General features: G+C 71.1%; 9 protein-coding genes, 1 tRNA gene and 2 pseudogenes. 7 read left to right on the top strand and 5 right to left on the bottom strand.

Features of this window, described 5'->3' with window-relative positions; translation table 11 throughout:
• Positions 1-316: 316 nt before the first annotated feature.
• Together CLT72_RS11310 and CLT72_RS11315 are read right to left on the bottom strand one after the other, a co-directional pair.
• Complete coding sequence (locus CLT72_RS11310; protein WP_144082238.1) at positions 317-1,669, bottom strand: hypothetical protein; 1,353 nt, start codon at positions 1,667-1,669, stop codon at positions 317-319.
• Positions 1,662-3,047 carry a Wadjet anti-phage system protein JetD domain-containing protein gene (locus tag CLT72_RS11315; protein WP_144082239.1) on the bottom strand — a complete coding sequence of 462 codons (1,386 nt, stop codon included), beginning with the start codon at positions 3,045-3,047 and terminating at the stop codon, positions 1,662-1,664. The genes CLT72_RS11310 and CLT72_RS11315 overlap by 8 nt, the downstream gene beginning before the upstream one ends.
• Positions 3,048-3,491: 444 nt before the next feature.
• Here CLT72_RS11315 and CLT72_RS11320 point away from each other — a divergent pair.
• From CLT72_RS11320 to CLT72_RS11330, 3 genes and pseudogenes are all read left to right on the top strand, one after another.
• A pseudogene (locus CLT72_RS11320) lies at positions 3,492-3,852 on the top strand (helix-turn-helix domain-containing protein); the annotation flags it as partial.
• 557 nt (positions 3,853-4,409) lie between these two features.
• Positions 4,410-5,051: a hypothetical protein gene (locus tag CLT72_RS11325; protein ID WP_144082240.1), complete on the top strand. Its 642-nt coding sequence runs from the start codon at positions 4,410-4,412 to the stop codon at positions 5,049-5,051.
• 104 nt (positions 5,052-5,155) lie between these two features.
• Positions 5,156-5,893: a transposase family protein gene (locus tag CLT72_RS11330; protein WP_101411427.1), complete on the top strand. Its 738-nt coding sequence runs from the start codon at positions 5,156-5,158 to the stop codon at positions 5,891-5,893.
• Between the two features lie 1,268 nt (positions 5,894-7,161).
• Here CLT72_RS11330 and CLT72_RS11335 read toward each other — a convergent pair.
• The 3 genes from CLT72_RS11335 to CLT72_RS11350 form a co-directional block, all read right to left on the bottom strand.
• Complete coding sequence (locus CLT72_RS11335) at positions 7,162-7,449, bottom strand: DUF7660 family protein (protein ID WP_101411429.1); 288 nt, start codon at positions 7,447-7,449, stop codon at positions 7,162-7,164.
• A gap of 46 nt (positions 7,450-7,495) precedes the next feature.
• Positions 7,496-8,515, bottom strand: coding sequence for a tyrosine-type recombinase/integrase (locus CLT72_RS11340; RefSeq protein WP_486484250.1), 1,020 nt, complete (start codon positions 8,513-8,515; stop codon positions 7,496-7,498).
• Positions 8,516-9,110: 595 nt separating this feature from the next.
• Positions 9,111-9,194 (bottom strand) — tRNA-Leu (locus CLT72_RS11350).
• 221 nt (positions 9,195-9,415) lie between these two features.
• Between CLT72_RS11350 and CLT72_RS11355 the strand changes: the two are divergent.
• The 4 genes and pseudogenes from CLT72_RS11355 to CLT72_RS11375 all read left to right on the top strand — a co-directional run.
• Positions 9,416-10,060 (top strand): annotated as a pseudogene (locus CLT72_RS11355) (tetratricopeptide repeat protein); the annotation flags it as partial.
• 2,487 nt (positions 10,061-12,547) lie between these two features.
• Positions 12,548-15,118 carry a fibronectin type III domain-containing protein gene (locus tag CLT72_RS11365; RefSeq protein WP_486484376.1) on the top strand — a complete coding sequence of 857 codons (2,571 nt, stop codon included), beginning with the start codon at positions 12,548-12,550 and terminating at the stop codon, positions 15,116-15,118.
• 27 nt (positions 15,119-15,145) lie between these two features.
• Positions 15,146-16,141 carry an AAA family ATPase gene (locus tag CLT72_RS11370; RefSeq protein ID WP_101411432.1) on the top strand — a complete coding sequence of 332 codons (996 nt, stop codon included), beginning with the start codon at positions 15,146-15,148 and terminating at the stop codon, positions 16,139-16,141.
• Between the two features lie 12 nt (positions 16,142-16,153).
• Positions 16,154-17,320 carry a DUF58 domain-containing protein gene (locus CLT72_RS11375; protein ID WP_101411434.1) on the top strand — a complete coding sequence of 389 codons (1,167 nt, stop codon included), beginning with the start codon at positions 16,154-16,156 and terminating at the stop codon, positions 17,318-17,320.
• Positions 17,321-17,480: the final 160 nt, after the last annotated feature.

The raw sequence follows: 17,480 nt of genomic DNA on the forward strand, positions 1-17,480 counted from the left end.
TGCAGCCCACACGAGGTTCGCCACCGGGGGCAACGTCTTCGGCGGCCCGCTGGGGTGTAGGCCAGGGTTGGGTGCAGCACCGTCGAGCCAGCCGCGAACCAGGATTGTTCGCCCGTTCGCCTGAGTCAGTTCACCGAGGCGTCGGTCCGCTGCTGCTGCGGCGGTCATCGCTCGACTCAGCGTCGAAGCTGCCACCGACCCGTCGACGTGTCCAATCGCCCGCACGTGGGCGAGCAGCAGCGCTCCCGGGTCTGGCTCCGCAGATTCGTCGATGGCCTCGGCACGCTGCGCTTGGCTGCCGATCGCTGCCGAAGGGCTAGACATTCTCACCGTTCCATTCCACCTGGGCCGGCTCGTTGGTCGCTCCGGCTTCAGGCAGCGCGAGGTCCGTTCGTATTAGCCGCGTAGGGTGCAGGTAGGTGACCGGAGCCTCCGCATCAATGAGCAGTGCTTGGTCGATGTTCAGCACGAACGGTTCGGTCCTGTCCGCGTCCAGCGCCATCGCGTCGGTCAAGATGCGGATGGCAGCTGGCCAACTGGTCTGCATGGCCGACGTCAAGTCCGCCTCTCTTCGTCCGCCGAGAAGCGCTTCGAGGCCGAGGCGCCGCCGGCGACGCGTCTCGGCCGCAGTCCGCTCGATCGCTGCGATCGGATCGGGGTCCTGAGCGCCTTGGGGCGGTTCGGGAGGCCGGAACCGGTGCTTCGGCCGGGGCCGATAGTGGTCGAGCACCTTGATCATCGCGTTGATGTCGATGACGACTTCTGGTGCGTCGGCGACGAGGTGTGCGCCGACCTCGGCGAGCAGGTCGTGGGGGCTCTCAATCGCGGCGTCTTCGTACTCGCGTGGCGTAAGCACGTCGAAGTTGAGACTCGCACCGCCGTGCGCGAGGACCTTGCCGATGGCAGCTCGGACTTGCGTCCGGTAGTACTGCTCTGCCTCAATAAGCGCTGCACCGGCATCTTCGAGCTCATACACGCCGGCGAAACGCGAGCTAACAAGTGAGTTCAGGTCGACGACCTGTTGTGTGTAGCCACTGTGGTCATGTTGACGACCAAGCGTGATCAGCTCTGCCGATGTGCCGGTGGCAACGCACCGTTGAAGGTCCCTGGCGAACACGGTCAGCGTGAACCGGCAAGTGTGCAGGTGGTTCAGTACACGGCGCGGGTCGGGGTTGGTCATCTGTAGGGCTGCTCGCGTGCGGTCAAGCAGCAGAACCATCTCGTCAATCCCACCGTGTTCCGCAACCCGACGGGCGGCCAACGCCCCCACCAGACCCGCCGGCCGGATCACGTACCGCCCTTGGTGCAGCTTTGGCAGGTACGGATCCAGAAAGCCCTCCGCGTGAAGGTGCCCCAGGCGCGTGTCGATGGCCGCAGGCGCCAGATCAACCCCGTGCGACCTCAGCCCTTCTCGGATCTGGGCGAAAGTCATGCCGTGCTCGCTGTGGTGCTCTGCGAAGGCCCCGATGACCGCAACAGCCATCTCAACCAGATCAGGATTATCAACTACCGCTCCGCTCTGACTGGTGAGCGGAGCTGCGAAAGCTCTCCAAGTCGCCCGCCTCTCGGAGACGGCCAACTGCTCGCGGCGGGAGTCGAACAGGTCGCTCGGCGCGGCGTGAAGACCGGCCTGCGGGTGCTCGTCGGCCAAGCCCAAGGAATCAGGCATGCACCTCACCCCGGAGAACATCCTGCAACAACCGTGGCAGTTGCGGCAGCACCTGCGCCTGTATGGGCTGTTGCTCACATGATCCGCCATACTTGGCAATCTCTGCGGCAAGCGGGCGCAAGCTCAGCGGGCCAGATTTAGCCAGCTTCGCGGCCAACTTTTTGTCCTTCTCGACGCTCCTGGGCAGTTGGTTCTTTCGATGGGGCGTTTTTTGCCACAGATGTAGCTCCATACCGAGCGGGAAGACCGCTCGGCCGAGCTTACCTTCCAGGACTTCGATGATTTGAATGCCGTGCGCATCGAGATCACCCCAGGCCGCGACCGGCAAATCGAGGTCCCTCAGCAGATGAACCATGCCGTCGCTAGAATAGCCTGCGCCCCAGATGCACAGCCACTTGTCGGCCACACCAGCGACCGTGCATACCTTTTCAAATGTATCGGCATTCTCTACGAGGAGCACGCCGACCGCCCGGCACTCAACATCGCCGGCAGCGCGCAAGCCTCGGGCAGGAAGCGAGATCCACGGCACAGCGACGCTGGCGTCGGCGGCGACGCTGCCCAGCGACCACTTGAGCGGGCCTCGTAGGCGCAGATCGGTGTCCGCCTTGTCCACAGCTTGGTCGAAGCTGAGCCCGATGAGGTTGGCGAAGGCGGCCTCCCGTTCCGGGGTCCAGGCCTTCGAGTCAAGGAATGCTCTACCGGCAAGGTCGTTGGCGGTCATCTTGTCGGCACCACTTGCTTGGTGAGGAAACCACACGATCGCCGCACGCAGAGCGTGCTCGTAGACGCTCCAAGCTCCAGCCAAAGTGTCCGAACCCGCCGGCACACGCAGTGGAGATCCAGGCGCGACGCCCTCGAGCAGAGCGCGCTCCGCATCGAGCTGCGGAACGACCGACATGAGCTTAACCAGTTCCTGGCGAAGTGCATCGGGGTCGGGCCGACCGCGAAGGTCGCGAAGGACGTCGATGTGCATGAGCGACCATGAGTGCGAGCGGCGCCAGCTCACGGGATGCGCTAGATCAAGAACATCATCGACTGCGCAACGGAGTATCACGCCACCGCTGCGAACCAGGGCGGTCGCCGCCTCCTGCGCCCTAGACGGGCCGAAGTAATCTACGATCGTGGCCCAGCTTCGGCGTCCTGCTTCGAGCGCGAATATCAACTCCCGCGAGTCGAGCACGGCTGGTGGATCGTAGGCGTTTGTCGGGCCTTCGGCAATGAGGTCTACGACCTCAATGTTGAGCTGACCGCGTCGGTTTCGGGGGACATGCCCCTGCCCGTCGCGGCGAACAGGCACCGTGACCGCAATGACTCCGTCGGGCAGGTTGCCGATCGGTGCACGCTCGCGTCCTTCACGTTCACTGAACAGAAGTTGCACTCGCCCCACCTAGCACAGCGCGGCAGCTACCGCAGCCGACAAGACGTTGATAGCCGACAGTCGAATCTGCCCGGACCAGAGATTCTAAGCGCGGCAGAGCGTGCAATCCCGGGCACACAATGCCCCCGGTTCCCCTTCAAACCCGGTTCCTGCAGCTGAGCGACCACGCGCGAATAGGTTACGGCTTCGGCATGTCCGATATGCGACAGAAATCGTCTCACTGCCTCGAAGTTGCATAAGCCACGGCCTGAAGGCGCGACCTAGACGCCGAAGCTCCGACGGCTGGCGGTTCCGCCCGCAACATGATCAGGTCCACTGAGGTCTTTTCATCGGGATGGGCCTGGTCACGGTGGGTGCGGGGAAGGGTCTGTCGACATAGGAGGAAGCTCCCGGTAAGACAGCAGTCGACCAAAACCCGATGCCCCAACCGGAAGCCTCGCTGCGCTGTCTTACCCGTCCGCGGTCGCGCTGTCCAGCCGCACCCTGAAACCACCTGGCCGGCCTCATCCGCGCCGAACGCACCCGCCGCCGGGGCCGGTGGCGACGCCTCGACCCCGGCCGGCAGGCCCTACTCGCCCTGGCCCATCTCCGTAACGGTGACCCCATCTCCCGCCTTGCCTGCGGCTTCGCGGTCAGCGTCACGACCGCCTGGCGGCACGTCCGGAAAGCCATCGACCTGCTCGCCGCGCACGCCGAGGACCTGCACGCGGCCATGCGGCGCATCGCCCGGCCCGCCTACGCGATCCTCGACGGCACCCTGATCCCCATCGACCGGGTCGCGGACCAGAGGCCGTACTACTCCGGGATGCCCGACTGGACGCCTCCGCCGGCTCGAATCGCGAGTCCTTCCGGTGTTCGGGGTCCCTACCCTGGAGGAACGTGGCTGGCGAGGATGTCACCGAGCACGCCGACTGCGTCTGCGGCCCGGTGCAGAGAGCGCGCCGGCTCGGCGGTCACCGGGGGGAGAGACGGCGGGAACTGCCGGTCGATGATCGTAGCGGCCCGAAGCCCGACGTAGAGCTGCGTCAGCCGCTGCCCCCGTCACCGCAGGATGGTCGAGGCGCCGGCCCGCGATGGTGGCGCCGGCCCGAGCGCAACTGGCCTTGGTCAACGCCATGCGCCGATCCGTAGGACGGAATCAGGGGCCGCTGTCGACGTGGTTGGGCGGAGCACACGGCCGCCCACCGCATTGGAAGACGGCTCAATCCGGACACGACGGCGCTGCCGGCCCGCAGCAGGCTTGACCTGCCCCACCCTTCGCGCCGTCGCCGCCGTCACTGGTGTCATGATCGGCAGGACACGCCTTGGGCGACAGCGGCATCTCTGTCGCATCGCGATGATCCGGAGCGCTACCGTCTTCCCGTGTCGACGTCTGAACTGTGGCAGCCGCTGTCTGCTCGTCAAAGTGGGAACCAACAATGGCACCAGAAGGTTTCCCCGGCCTTGGCCGCTCAGCTGAGGGAGTGGATCTTCCGTTCCGGTCAGGACATCGGCAGATCGGAGCTTGAGCGCGTACCTGTGCGACTGGGCCTTCGGCAGGACTGGGAGCCGGAGCCATACGACGACAGCGAACCCCTCGCCTTTCGCGACCGCCGCGTCCGGGTTTGCTATGCCTTGGCCCACACCGTGCCGGACCGCGCCCTACTTGACCTGGTCGACGCATTCCTGGATCTGCTTCCCGGTCGCTCGCCCATGCCGAAACCTACCGACCCGATACCGCTCCGCATGTTCGCGGCGATGGCAGCGGCAAAACCCGACCACCGCAAAAACCTGCAGCAGCACCTCGACGACGCCCGACTGATCTACGTCATCTCGAAGGACGGGTGCCGTCTGGTGCGCCGCACAGACCCAGCAAGTGAACTAGCGTTCAAAGATGCGAGTACGGCGCTTGACCAGATGCCCGCGTCTGGCTCGGCTGCGGACTTCCTCCGATCAGCTTGGGCCGCTATAAGCGCCCTGCATCCGGACGCCCCGCGGGCCTACAGTGAGGTCTTTTCATCGTGATAGGCCTGGTCACGGTGGGGCGGGGAAAGGCTGTCGACATAGGAGGAGGCTCCCGGTAAGACAGCAGTCGACCAAAACCCGATGCCCCGACCGGGAGCTTCGCTGTGCTGTCTTACCCGTCCGCGGTCGCGCTGTTCAGCCGCACCCTGAACCACCTGGCCGGCCTCATCCGCGACGAACGCATCCGGCGCCAAGGCCGATGGCGGCGCCTCGACGCAGGCCAGCAGGCCCTACTCGCTCTGGCCCATCTCCGCAACGGGGACACCATCGCCCGTCTGGCCTGCGGCTTCGCGGTCAGCGTCACGACGGACTGGCGGTACGTCCGGGAAGCCATCGACCTGCTCGCCACGCACGCCGAGGACCTGAACGCGGCCATACGGCGCATTGCCCGGCTCGCGGAGCAGAGGCCGTACTACTCCGGGAAGCACAAGCGGCACGGAGTCAACGTGCAGGTCATCGCGGACTGCAAGGGACGCCTCATCTGGGCCTCACCCGCCCTGCCCGGCGCCGTACACGACCTGACCGCCGCTCGCACCCACGGCCTGATCGACGCTCTGAGCAGCGACAACGTGATGACCTTCGCCGACAAGGCGTACCAGGGCGCCGGCGGCAGCATCCGCACGCCCTTCAAGCACCGCCGTCACCGACCGCGGCTGTCCCGCCGGCAGAAGACCGTCAACCGGCACCACGCCAAGATCCGTGCCGTCGGCGAGCGTGCCGTCGCCACCCTCAAGGGCTGGAAGATCCTGGCCAAGCTCCGCTGCTGCCCCCGACGCGCCACCGCGATCATCAAGGCCATCCTCGTCCTACATCACGCCCAGACCAGCCGAAACCCACGATGAAAAGCGCTCAGTGAGGCGATCAAAGCTGTTGAGGCCGCGGCGCATTCAATCGTGGAGCCCAACAATGCCAAGGCGACCCTCGGCACCATGCTCGGGGCACTTCGGAGGATGCCGCATCGGTTCACGGCAGACGTAGGGCAGCCTGGAACCTCCGCCGGCATCGAAACAGTCATTGCGATGATGGACGTGCTTTGGAAGGGGCAGACGTCGCGGCATGGAGGACAGTGTCGGACGGTGTTGGAAACAGCGGCCCAGGCACGTGCCGCAGTGCATCTCGCCACTACGCTGGTGACATGGTTCGCCGCAGGCGTCGTCCAGCAGCAGCCGTAGGCTGGTACGTGACCGAGGCGTGTGCATATCTAGCCGCGAAGCGCTCGTAGCCGAAGGTGCGGTTGCGCCCCACCGCTGACGTCCGGGAGTGCCGATGGGCACGTCCCGCCGCCCGTGGAACCGTGCGGGAGTGATACCCGAGACCGGAAGAGCGACCCATGCTAGGAGTGCCGGCGGCGCGCGATCGTGGCCGATGAGCGGATGCCTCGGTGCGGCTCAGGGTGCGATGACCAACGCGGCCATAAGCCGGATCAGCGGAGACACACCCGGGGGAGCGCATGGATCGGCCCTGGCCCTTTCGAGGGGTCATGATGCAGGGTGCGGAGATTGCCGAGGGGCTGAGCACGCCGGTACGACGCCTGGCGCGGCGTCAGTCCCACCACTTCCACCAGTCCTCAGGCGTGGGCTGAGCCGGCACCTCCGGCGACGAGCGGTGCTGGTGCTCTCCGAGGTCGCCACCTGGGATGCAGTTGCGGAGCGGGCCGTCCCGCGTCGCGGTTGACTGCGTGGGTGCCAGCTTCGTTCGTCGGGGCTCCTCGCAGCGGTGTCGGGCACCCGCCCACAGGGCCAGCAGCCCGAAAGCTATCAAGAAGCAGAGTGGTCGTCCACGTTAACCTGTACTTGGCCCGGTATGCGTCTGTGCTGTTTGAAGGCAGCGCGGTGAGCCCGATGTGAGCCCGGACGCCTGCGGATCGGACGGCACTACTGAGCATTCATCGGCACCTACAGGGGTGTCTACCAGGACAGATAGACACCCCTGTGGATTGTCCATCATAGGCAATCATGACCGGGATCCAACTTCTAATCCCAAGGCCGCAGGCTGCTCCCCGCATACACGGGGAGAATTTGGAGGGATCGACTTCGCGAAGCCCACCCCCGGCTGCTCCCCGCGCCTGCGGGGCTGATCCCACGACCCGGTCGGCGCTGCTGCCGGACTGCTATTCGCGGCCGGTGGCCATGATGAGGGCCTCGGTGAACTGCTTCCAGGTCGGCTGGTCGGGGAAGTCTTCTCCTCGGTTCAGGTAGAGGCCGGGCAGGGCTTTGAGTGAGGACTCGAGTGCGCCCAGGAAGCGTTCGAGGGTGTGGTTCTCCCACTCGGTGGGGTGGGAGCGCAGGTCGGTGAGCATCCGGCCGACGATGTCGGCGGCGTCGGTGTGCGTGGTGACGTGGCTGACCTCGTCCGGACGGATGTTGGTGAATCTGCCGGTCTCGTAGGGGCTGCTCATCGGGTCATCGTGCCTGTTCTGTTGGGGGACCTGTTTCGGGCCCGCTTCACGCCAACGGGTGCGGTTCACCGGTAAGTGCCGCGAGTGCGGCGGCGACTTCGTGGACTGTCGCTCGGACGTAGGTGGCCGTGGTGCCGGCGTCGCCACCGCTGCCCGAGTGTCCGGCGTATGCACGGGCGATGGCGTAGCCGAAATTCCGCTCCACCCACGTCAGGGTTGTGTGCCGCAACCAGCGCGTACTGATCTGCTGGGCGTGCACCCACGGCAGGCGCTCACCGATGCGCACCCACAGGTGGTCATATCGCCGGTAGGTGATGGGTTGCCCGCTGCGATACCGGAACAGCGGACCCGCTTCGGTCGTGTGCCGCTGCTCGACATGCCGCTGCAGGTACCGCATGAGCGTCGGCGACACCGGCTGCCACCGCACCGTCTCGCCCTTCTCCCGCAACATGACCAGACACTGATCCCGGTCCAGATCCACCGGCCTCAACGCCAACGCCCCACCCCGACGGCACGCCGTCTCGATGTGCAACCGCAGCAGCAGACTGTCCAAGGCTGGATCATCACCCGTAGACGCCGCCACCTCATTGATCTCGGCCAGCCGACTGTCGGCCAACGCCCGCCGCGTACTCGGCAACCGCCGCGGCTTCGCCACCTTCAACGCGGGATTGTCTGCCTCGGTTATGAGGCCGTCAGCGACCGCGCGCCGGTACAGACAGCGCAACGCCGCGATCAGGTGCTCCGCCGCGCTGCGCCCACCCCGCGCGTTGCGCCGAGCCACCACATGCGCCCTGACATACTCCGCCAACCGCTCGATCTCCGACGGCGTCGGCTCATCGATACGCCGCTGACCCCACTGCTCAACCACACGCTTCCAGTACGAGCCGTACGCCCGCCGCGTGCCGGCCGTGACCGCTGCCGCCACGACCGGCACGTACTCCGCGAACGTCGGCGCCGCCGGACGATCCGACGCCGCCCCCACCAGGTCCGCCGGCGAGATCCCCATCCGCGCCAGCAACAACCGCGCGGCATCCAACTCCGCCCTGCCCGCCATCGCCGCACTCACGCCTCATCACCACCCAACACCGCACGCTGAGCCTGAGCGATCATGTCGTCCAAGGCCGTCGGCGGATACACCACGAGCAAGTCCGCGACAGGATCGGCGGTCAACAAGGCCCGATCCCCAGCTTTGAGCCCACACCAATGCCGCACCGCAGCCGGCAACAACAGGTGTCCCTGACCGGTGAGAGCGAAAACTCCACCAGGATCCCGACGCACGACAATGACGCCAACTCTCACGCGGATCTCCAGTCGGGCACCCGGCTCCCACGCCAGGGCACGCACGATGCCTCGATCACGGATCCGGCCACTGGCATCGACCGACGCGAGACGGTACACCTTGGCCTCGGACCGCTGCCGCGCAAGCGCTGGCATCGGCAACGGAGCCCGACGCAGAGGTGCGCGGGAGTCACGCGGGCTGCTTCGCCCACGGTCCGGCAGAAGGACCGGAGGGATGACGGAAGCCAGAGAGTGCTCAGCCACAGCGACCACCACCGTCAACCGACACAGGGTCGGTGAGGCTGGTCGCGAAGATCAGATTCACGTGGTCAAGGAGCCCTGACCACCAGTACGTAGAAGACGGCATGGATGCCGCAAATTTGTGTCCGAGGGGGGACTTGAACCCCCACGCCCTATACGGGCACTAGCACCTCAAGCTAGCGCGTCTGCCATTCCGCCACCCGGACCTGCTCGTCCAGCCTACCGTGTCGACCGAGGCGGCCTTCCGCCCGTCGGCCGCCCTGGTGGGCCGCACGGGGAGTTACTGTACACGCCCGGGGTGGATCATGCACATCGGCTTTCGGCGGTTGGGCCGACGCAGGTCGGAAGGTGTCTGGCCCCGGGCGAACCGTGGCAAACCGGAGGGGCTGGGTAGCGTCCGACGGGCCTCACGCGGCAGCATGGCCACGTGTCCCATCCCTCTCCCCTGGCCGCCGTGCAGCACCGGGCCCTAGCCCTGCGCGCCGCGGGCGATCTCCATTCCGCCCGTCGACTGCTCAACGACGCCGTCGGCTCCGCCCGACCGCCGTACGGCAAGGACCACCCGGATGTGCTGAGCACCGCGCACCTGCTGGCCCGCCTGCACCGGGAGGCGGACGACCCGGGTGCCGCCCGGCGCGTGCTGGAGGAGGCGTTCGCCGCAGGTGAGCGGCTCTGGCCGCCGTCCGATCCGCTGATGCTGGCGCTCTCCTTCGAGCTGGCCGCGGTGGCGGACGAGCTGGGCAACCGGCACGAGGCCCGCCGCAACTACACCCGCGTCGCCACCCTGGGGCCCGCCGTGCTCGGCGTCGACCACCCGGCGGTACGCACGGCACGGCAGTACCTCGGCGACGCCGCTCCCGCCCCTCAGTCCGCGCCCGCCGCGCGGCCCGACATGTCTGCGCTCTCCGAGCCGACGATGTCGCTGGCGGTGCTCTCCACCACCTGGCGGCCGCACGAGCCGGCCGCCGTCGGCCCCCCGCAGCCGTCGGCCGCGCGCCCGACGCCGCCCGTCGCGAGCGGCCCGCCGGCCACACCGGCGCCTCCGCACACTCCGCCGATCCCGCCGCCACCCGTTCCGGGCGTACGCGGTGTGGGCCGGGCTGCTCCCGTCGCCCCGACGCCGCACCCTGCGGTGTCACCGCAGCCACCCCGCCCTGCTGGCCACGCGCCGCAGGTGCCGCCCGCACCACCGCAGCCGTACCCGGGCCCACCGCAGGGCGCACAGGTTCCGCTCCCGCCGCAGGGCACCCCCGTGCCGACGCCCCCGCAGGGCGCCCACGTGCCGCCACCGCCGGTGGTGCCCGTCGCGCCCCGGCAGGCGTGGGCCCCGCCGATGCCGCCCCACGTGCCGGCCCCGCCGCAGGCACCACATGCCCCGGGGCGGGGACAGGCCGCCCCGTACGTCGCTCCGCCGCAGCGGATCCCCCCGCCGCCGACCATCCCGCCGCCGCCAGTCGTGCCCGCTCCGCCGGGTTCGGCCCGCGCCGCCGTACCCCCGCCTCCGGCCGTGCCGCCCTCGGCAACCGCCCCGGCGCAGCCGCCGTACGCCCCGGCGGTGCCCATCCCGCCGCCGCCGATCGTGCCGTCGGTGCCCACCGCCGCCCCTCAGGTGCCGCCGGTGCCCGTGCCACCGCCCCCGGTCGTCCCGGCGCAACGCCCCGCACCGGCGTCGCCGCAGTCTCCCTGGGCGCCTTCCTCCGGGCCGGCCCAACCGCTGGCGGTGCCGGGTCCCGCTACGCCGTCGCCGCCACGTGCCGCCACGCCGGCGGCGGCCGGGGTGGCCCCGGTCGTTCCGGCTCCGAGGCCGGCGCCGCCGACGACGGCGGCCCCGGTGTCGTCCCCGCCTGCCGTGACGCCGCCCGCGGCCCCGCCCGCTCCGCCGCCCCCGCGCGAGGTGGCCGCCGCTCCCGAACCTGCCGCAGCCGACGTCCAGTCATCGACGGCAGCGAGGCCGACCGTAGAGGCCCCGCGCGCATCCGCGCCGGAGGCGGCCGCCTCGACGTCGCAGGCGGCGGTCCCGACGCCGGAGGCACCGGGGCGCCCGGCGGGGCCGGCGCCCGGGTGGGCCAAGCCGACCATCCAGGTCAAGCAGATCGAACCGCTGCTCGCCGAGGAGATCGCTCGCGCCGCCGGCACTCCCGCCGGACCGGATGCTCCAGTCAGCCCCGCCCGATCGCCCGAGGCACTACCGCCCGGCACCCCATCGGCCGCGGCGCACGTCGCGCCGGTCAGCGCACCACCCGTCAGCGCACCGCCGACGCCCCCGGTCAGTGCACCGCCCGCGCCCCCGACGAGCAGCCCACCCGTCAGCGCACCGCCCGCCCACCCCACGAGCAGCCCACCCGTCAGCGCACCGCCCGCACCCCCGGTCAGCGCGCCGCCCGCGCACGGGACGAGTAGCGCGCCGGTCAGCGCGCCGCCGCGGGGTGTCAGTACGCCGCCGGTGCCCCAGCTGCCCCCGATCCCGCCCCCGCCGGTGATGCCACCGCCGATCAGCGCGCCGCCCGCTCTTTCGCAGCAGTTCAGCGCACCCCCCGGGGTGCAGTCGCCGGTGAGCGCGCCGCCGTGGAGCATGTCCGCGCCGCCGTGGAGCAGTACGGCTCCCCCGCAGGCGCTCACGGGCCCGACGACCGACACCGACACCGACACCGAGCAGCCGGACGTCGAGGAGGAACTGGAGCGGGCGGGGTCGCAACGGCAGCGGGAGGAGGTGGAGCAGGCGGAGCCGGAGCGGGAGCGGGTCGACGACCTGCCGCCGGCGTACCTCGACATCGACGAGACGTTCCCGATGAAGGCGCAGCCCGTACGGGCCCGGCCGACGGCCGAACACCCCGTACAGCAGCAGGCGCCGGCCTTCCCGCCGCCGCCGGCGTACCCGATGATGCCGGAGCCCGAGGAGGGCGGCCGCAACCGCACGGCGATCATCGTCGCGGTGGTCGTCGCGGTCCTGGCCGTGGTGGCGCTCGTCGGCGTGGGCGTGCTGATGCTCACCCGCGACGCGGCGCCGCCGGCGGGTCCCGCAGCGCCCGCGGCCGCCGCGACGTCGGCCGCCGGCCCGCCGCCGGGCGGGCTGACGCTGACGGACGAGTCGGCGACGGTCACCCTGAAGTGGACGGACCCGGCGGGTGGCGGGGTGCCGTTCATGGTGGCCGGCGGCCGGGTCGGGCAGGCGCTGGGCGTGATGGCCACGGTGGACCCGGGCCGGACCAGCTACACGGTCAACGGGCTGAACTCGCGGGTTGACTACTGCTTCACGGTGCTGGCGGTCTATTCGACGGACTCGTTCGCCACGTCGGGGCAGGTCTGCACGGAACGGGAGGGCGACACGCCGTCGAGCTGACCCGTCGTCGCGGCGTGGCGCACACGCTGGGTGTCCACAGGGGGACGGTGCGGGTTCCCCCGCCCCCGACCGGGCCATATGATGGCAGCCGGCTCAGGGGAGGGTCGCCGGACATGGCGCGCCACCTGCCAGGGACGACACGGGAGGCAGCCGGTAGTGGCCACCATCGACGACGCCGGGCACGCCGGCACCGGTCCCCCGCGTCCCCGGCCCCGCCGGATGCGCGGCGGGGTCGTCACCATCGCGACGGTCGCCGCGCTGCTGGCCGCCATGGGGCTCACCGTGCACGGGCTCGGCGCGGCGGATAACGCGGTGGCGAGCCACGACGCGAGTTCCTGGCTGTGGAGCGCGGCGCGCAGCGAGCTGGCCCGCGTCAACGGGATCACCGCCCGGGTCGACACCCGCGTCGGGGTTCCCGGCGCCCGCCGGCACCCGATGCAGGTCACCCAGACCGACCGGCTGCTGGTCCTGCGGGATCTGAACACCGGGCAGGTCAGCTCCCTGGACCTGGCCACCCTCCAGATCACCGCGACCACCCGGACGACCCCGGGGCTGGGCGTCAACGTCGCCCTGCACGAGGACGCGGCGTTCGTCGTCGACGCCGTGCAGGGCGTCGTCCGGCAGCTCGACCCGAGGTCGCTGACGCCGGTCGGCGAGCCGGTGCGCTACCCGCCGGGCATCACCGGCGGGTCCTTCGACGGCGAGGGGCGGCTGTGGATCGCGGTGCCGAGCGAGGGCACCGTCTCGGCGATCACCGCCGCGCGGCTGCCGGCCGCGCCCGCGTCGGCCGCGCCCGCCGGGGCCGGCCTCAGCCCGAAGAAGGTCGAGACGTACGACGTCGCGGACGCCAGCCACGAGCTGGTCGTCTCCACACTGGACGACGGCGTCGCGGTGCTCGACCGTACGGCCGGGGCGCTGGTGACCGTGCAGCGCGGCAAGGTGCGGACCACGCCGCTGACGATGACCGCGCCGGGCGCGCTGCCGGCCCGTACCAGCGGGCCGGACGTGCCCGTGACGGTGCCCGGCGAGCGGCGGGTGCACGTGGTCGACGACGACGGCGCGGTGCGCGCGTTCACCGTGCCGGGCGCGGGCGACAAGCTCAGCCCGGCCGTGGCGTGGGCCGGCCGCTACTACTGCGCCGACGAGGCGTCCGGCACGGTCTACGCGTTCGACTCCGGTGGGCAGCTCGTCGACACCATCCGGGGACGGGGCACCGGGCCGCTGGAGCTGGAGGTGCGGGAGAACCACCTGTTCATCAACGCCCCCGACTCGGCGACCGCGCAGGTGGTCGACGACAGGCACCAGGTCCGCGAGGTCGACAAGTACGCCAACGACGTGCTCGGCGGCGACCCGCCGCCGGCCCCCCCGCCGCCGCCCCCGCCGAAGAAGCCCGAGGTGGGCAGGCCGGGCGCGCCGCGCGGGGTCACCGCCGCCGCCGGCAACGCGCAGGCCCGGGTGAGCTGGCGGCCGGCGCCGGCAAACGGGGCGGAGATCGTCCGGTACGTGGTGCAGGGCGCGGGCCAGCGCGTGCAGGTGGGCGCCAACCAGCGGGCCGTGGAGATCAAGGGCCTGACCAACGGCGAGACGTACCGGTTCTCGGTGCACGCGGTCAACGCGAAGGGCGACGGTCCCGCGCGCACCAGCAACCCGGTGAAGCCCACGGCCGCCGTACCGGACCCGCCGGCCGCCGTCACCGCCCAGGAGCGCCCCGACGGCACGGTGCTGGTGAAGTGGCCGGCCGCGAACGGGCAGGGCAACAGGATCGCGAAGTACGTGGTCACGGCCACGTCGGCGGGCACCAACGCCCCCGCCGGCGAGTCCCGCCGCACCGAGCTGGTGGTGCCGGCGGGCGAGCTGGAGTACGGCACGCAGTACGCGTTCACGGTGGTCGCGGTCAACGACCGGGGCGCCGGCTCGGCGGCCTCGCCGGTGAGCAACACCGTCGTGCCGTACGCGGCGCCGCAGCGCCCGGGCGAGCTGCGGGCGGGCACCGTGGCCGACCGGCCGGGCACCGTGGCGGTGCGGTGGTCCCCGGCGGCGGCGAACGGCCGCCCCGTGACGAAGTACGTGGTGGACGTGGGCGGGCGCAGCAGCGAGGTGACCGACACGCAGGCCACGGTGGACGGGCTGGGCAACGGCCAGAACGTCACCGTGAAGGTGCGGGCGGTCAACGAGGCCGGCCCCGGCCCGGAGGCCACCACCACGGCCCGTACGGTGGCCGAGCCCCGCGTCACCGTGACGGGCTCCTCGGCCACCGCCACCTCGGCGACGGTGACGTTCACCGTGGACGCCGGGGGTGGCAAGGCGACCTGCTCACTGAGCACGGCCGGCGAGCCGGCGAAGACCGGGAACTGCTCCAGCATCACGATGACGGGCCTGACGCCGGGCACGAAGTACACGTTCACCGTGACGGCTCGCAATGCCGCCGGCGAGGGCACCGCCACCCGCGCCCAGGCCACCGGCGCCCTCTACGGCATCGCGACCTGCCGCAACGGGCCCGACGGCGACCAGCGGACGTACTGCGACAAGGACGTCGACGGCCGCAACGGCAACGAGATCTTCTCGGTGCCCCGCCAGGACAACGACCGGCAGGTCGGCTGGGCCAAGCCCGGCACCCGACTCAAGGCGTACTGCAAGAAGTCGGGTGAGAACGTCGACTCCTGGATCTACAACGACCAGAAGCAGAGCACCTGGTGGGTGCAGGTCGACTACAAGGGACGCAACTACATCCCCTGGGCCTGGCTCAACCTGGAGGGCGGCGACGACATCAAGGATCTGCCCACCTGCTGACCCACCCAGGCAAGGAGCACCACCGCCGTGAACACCCCCGAACCGCTCACCCAGCCGGAGGTGCAGGGCTTCGCCGCCCTCGCCGCCCGGCTGGCCGAGAACGTCAACGCGGTGGTGCTGGGCAAGCCCCAGGTGGTCCGGCTCGCGCTGACCGCGCTCTTCGCCCAGGGGCACGTGCTGCTGGAGGACGTGCCGGGGGTCGGCAAGACCACCCTGGCCCGGGCCGTCGCGGCGACGGTGAAGGGGCAGTGGCGGCGTATCCAGTTCACCCCCGACCTGCTGCCCTCCGACGTGTCCGGGGTGACGATCTTCAACCAGGCCACCCGGGGATTCGAGTTCCACCCGGGGCCGGTCTTCGCCAACATCGTCATCGCCGACGAGATCAACCGGGCGTCGCCGAAGACCCAGTCGGCGCTGCTGGAGGTGATGGAGGAGCGCACCGTCACCGTCGACGGCGTCCGGCACCCGGTGCCGCAGCCGTTCCTGGTGGTGGCCACCCAGAACCCGGTGGAGATGGACGGCACCTACCGGCTGCCCGAGGCCCAGCTCGACCGGTTCCTGGTGAAGCTCTCCGTCGGCTACCCCGACGAGGCCGTCGAGGTGGAGGTGCTGCGCGGCGCGACGGTCCGCTCCCCCGAGGCGCTGACGGCGGTCACCGACACGGCCGCCGTCGGGGAGATGGTCCGCATGGCCCGCCGGGTGCACATCGCCGAGCCGCTCTACGCGTACGCGGTGCGGCTGGCCGCGGCCACCCGCAACCACCCGCAGGTGCGCGTCGGCGTCAGCCCCCGGGGCGTGATCGCGCTGACCAGGGCGGCGTGCGCGTACGCGCTGATCGACGGGCGGGGCTGGATCATGCCGGAGGACCTGAAGGCGCTGGCCGAGCCGGTCTTCGCGCACCGGCTGCTGCTCACCCCCGACGCGCAGGTACGCGGGGTGAGCGCCGCCGAGGTGCTGCGCCAGGCGGTCGCCTCGGTTCCGGTGCCGCTCCCCTCGGGCCAGCCGGCCCCGGTCCAGGGCTGACCGGCGACGCCGGTGTCCGCGCTCACCGCCCGGTGTGTCGGGCTGCTCGTCGCCGCCGTCGTGCTGCTCGGCGCCGGCTTCCGCTTCGCGTACCCGGAGCTGACGCTGCTCGGCGCGGCGGCCGGCATCGCCGTCGCCTACGCCGCGCTGACCGCGGCCTGGCGGCCCCGACTGGAGGTGACCCGCAGCGCCGATCCGGACCGGGTGGCGCGCGGCGAGGCGGCGATGATGACCCTGACGGTGCGCAACGCCGGGCGGCTGCGGGCGGCGAGCCTGGTGGCCGAGGACCGCTGCGGGGACCGGTCGGTTCCGGTGCCGCTGCTGCGGCTGCGCCCGGGCCGCGACAGCACCGTCCGCTACGAGGTGCCGACCGCCCGCCGGGGCGTGGTGCCCGTGGGGCCGCTGCGGGTGACCCGGCGTGACCCGCTGGGCCTGGTGGCGCTGGCCCGCCCGTACGGCGGCACGGTGCCGGTCTGGGTGCACCCGCGCGTGCACCCGCTGAACGCGGTGCCCACGGGCGCGGGGCGCAGCCTGGACGGCCGGGTGGACAAGGTGCCGCACGGGTCGATCACCTTCGACTCGCTGCGTGAGTACGTGGTCGGCGACGAGCTGCGCCGGGTGCACTGGCGCACCAGCGCCCGGGTGGGCGAGCTGATGGTGCGGGAGAACGTGGACACCAGCCTGCCCCGGATCGTGGTGCTGCTGGACAACCGGGCGGCGGCCCACCCGCAGCGCGTCGACGGCGTGGCCGAGTCGTTCGAGTCGGCGTGCGAGGCCGCCGCGTCGGTGCTGGTCGCCGCGTACCGCGAGGCCCTGCCGGTGGTGCTGCTGCTGGTCGCCCGGGAGTCGGACGACGCGTCGGCGGGTGGCGGCGCGGCGGCGCAGGGGCCGCTGGACCGGCTCGCGGCGGCGGAACTCGTCGACGCGGGCGACCTGCAACCCGCCACCACCCGGCTGCGCCGGGAGCGGCTCGGCGACACGCTGGTCTTCCTCACCGGGCCGGGTGGCCGCGACGACCTGGGCGCGGTGGGGGCGCTGCGGGCCGCGTACCCGTCGGTGGTCGTGGGGGTCTTCGGGGCGACGGAGCCGGCGCCGTCGGACGCGGCCGGCCTGGTGGTGATCGACGCCGCCGACGGTGCGGCGTTCGCCGCCGAGTGGGACGGGGTGCGCAGGTGGTGACGGTGGCCGGCGGCGTTCCCGACGGTCCGGCGGGGCGGAGCACCGGCGGCGGCGCGACGGGCACCGCCGGGCCGTCCGGGGTTGGCGGCGGATCGGTCGACGCCGCCGGGCCGGCCGGTGGCGGTGGCGATAAAGCCGCCGGGCCGGCAGGTGGCGGTGG

It is taken from the genome of Micromonospora sp. CNZ309, assembly GCF_002846525.1.

Excerpts from the sequence above, each read along its gene's own strand:
- CLT72_RS11310 (WP_144082238.1), bottom strand. The coding sequence starts at position 1,669 with ATGCCTGATTCCTTGGGCTTGGCCGACGAGCACCCGCAGGCCGGTCTT.
- CLT72_RS11335 (WP_101411429.1), bottom strand. The coding sequence starts at position 7,449 with ATGAGCAGCCCCTACGAGACCGGCAGATTCACCAACATCCGTCCGGAC.
- CLT72_RS11365 (WP_486484376.1), top strand. The coding sequence starts at position 12,548 with ATGCGCGGCGGGGTCGTCACCATCGCGACGGTCGCCGCGCTGCTGGCC.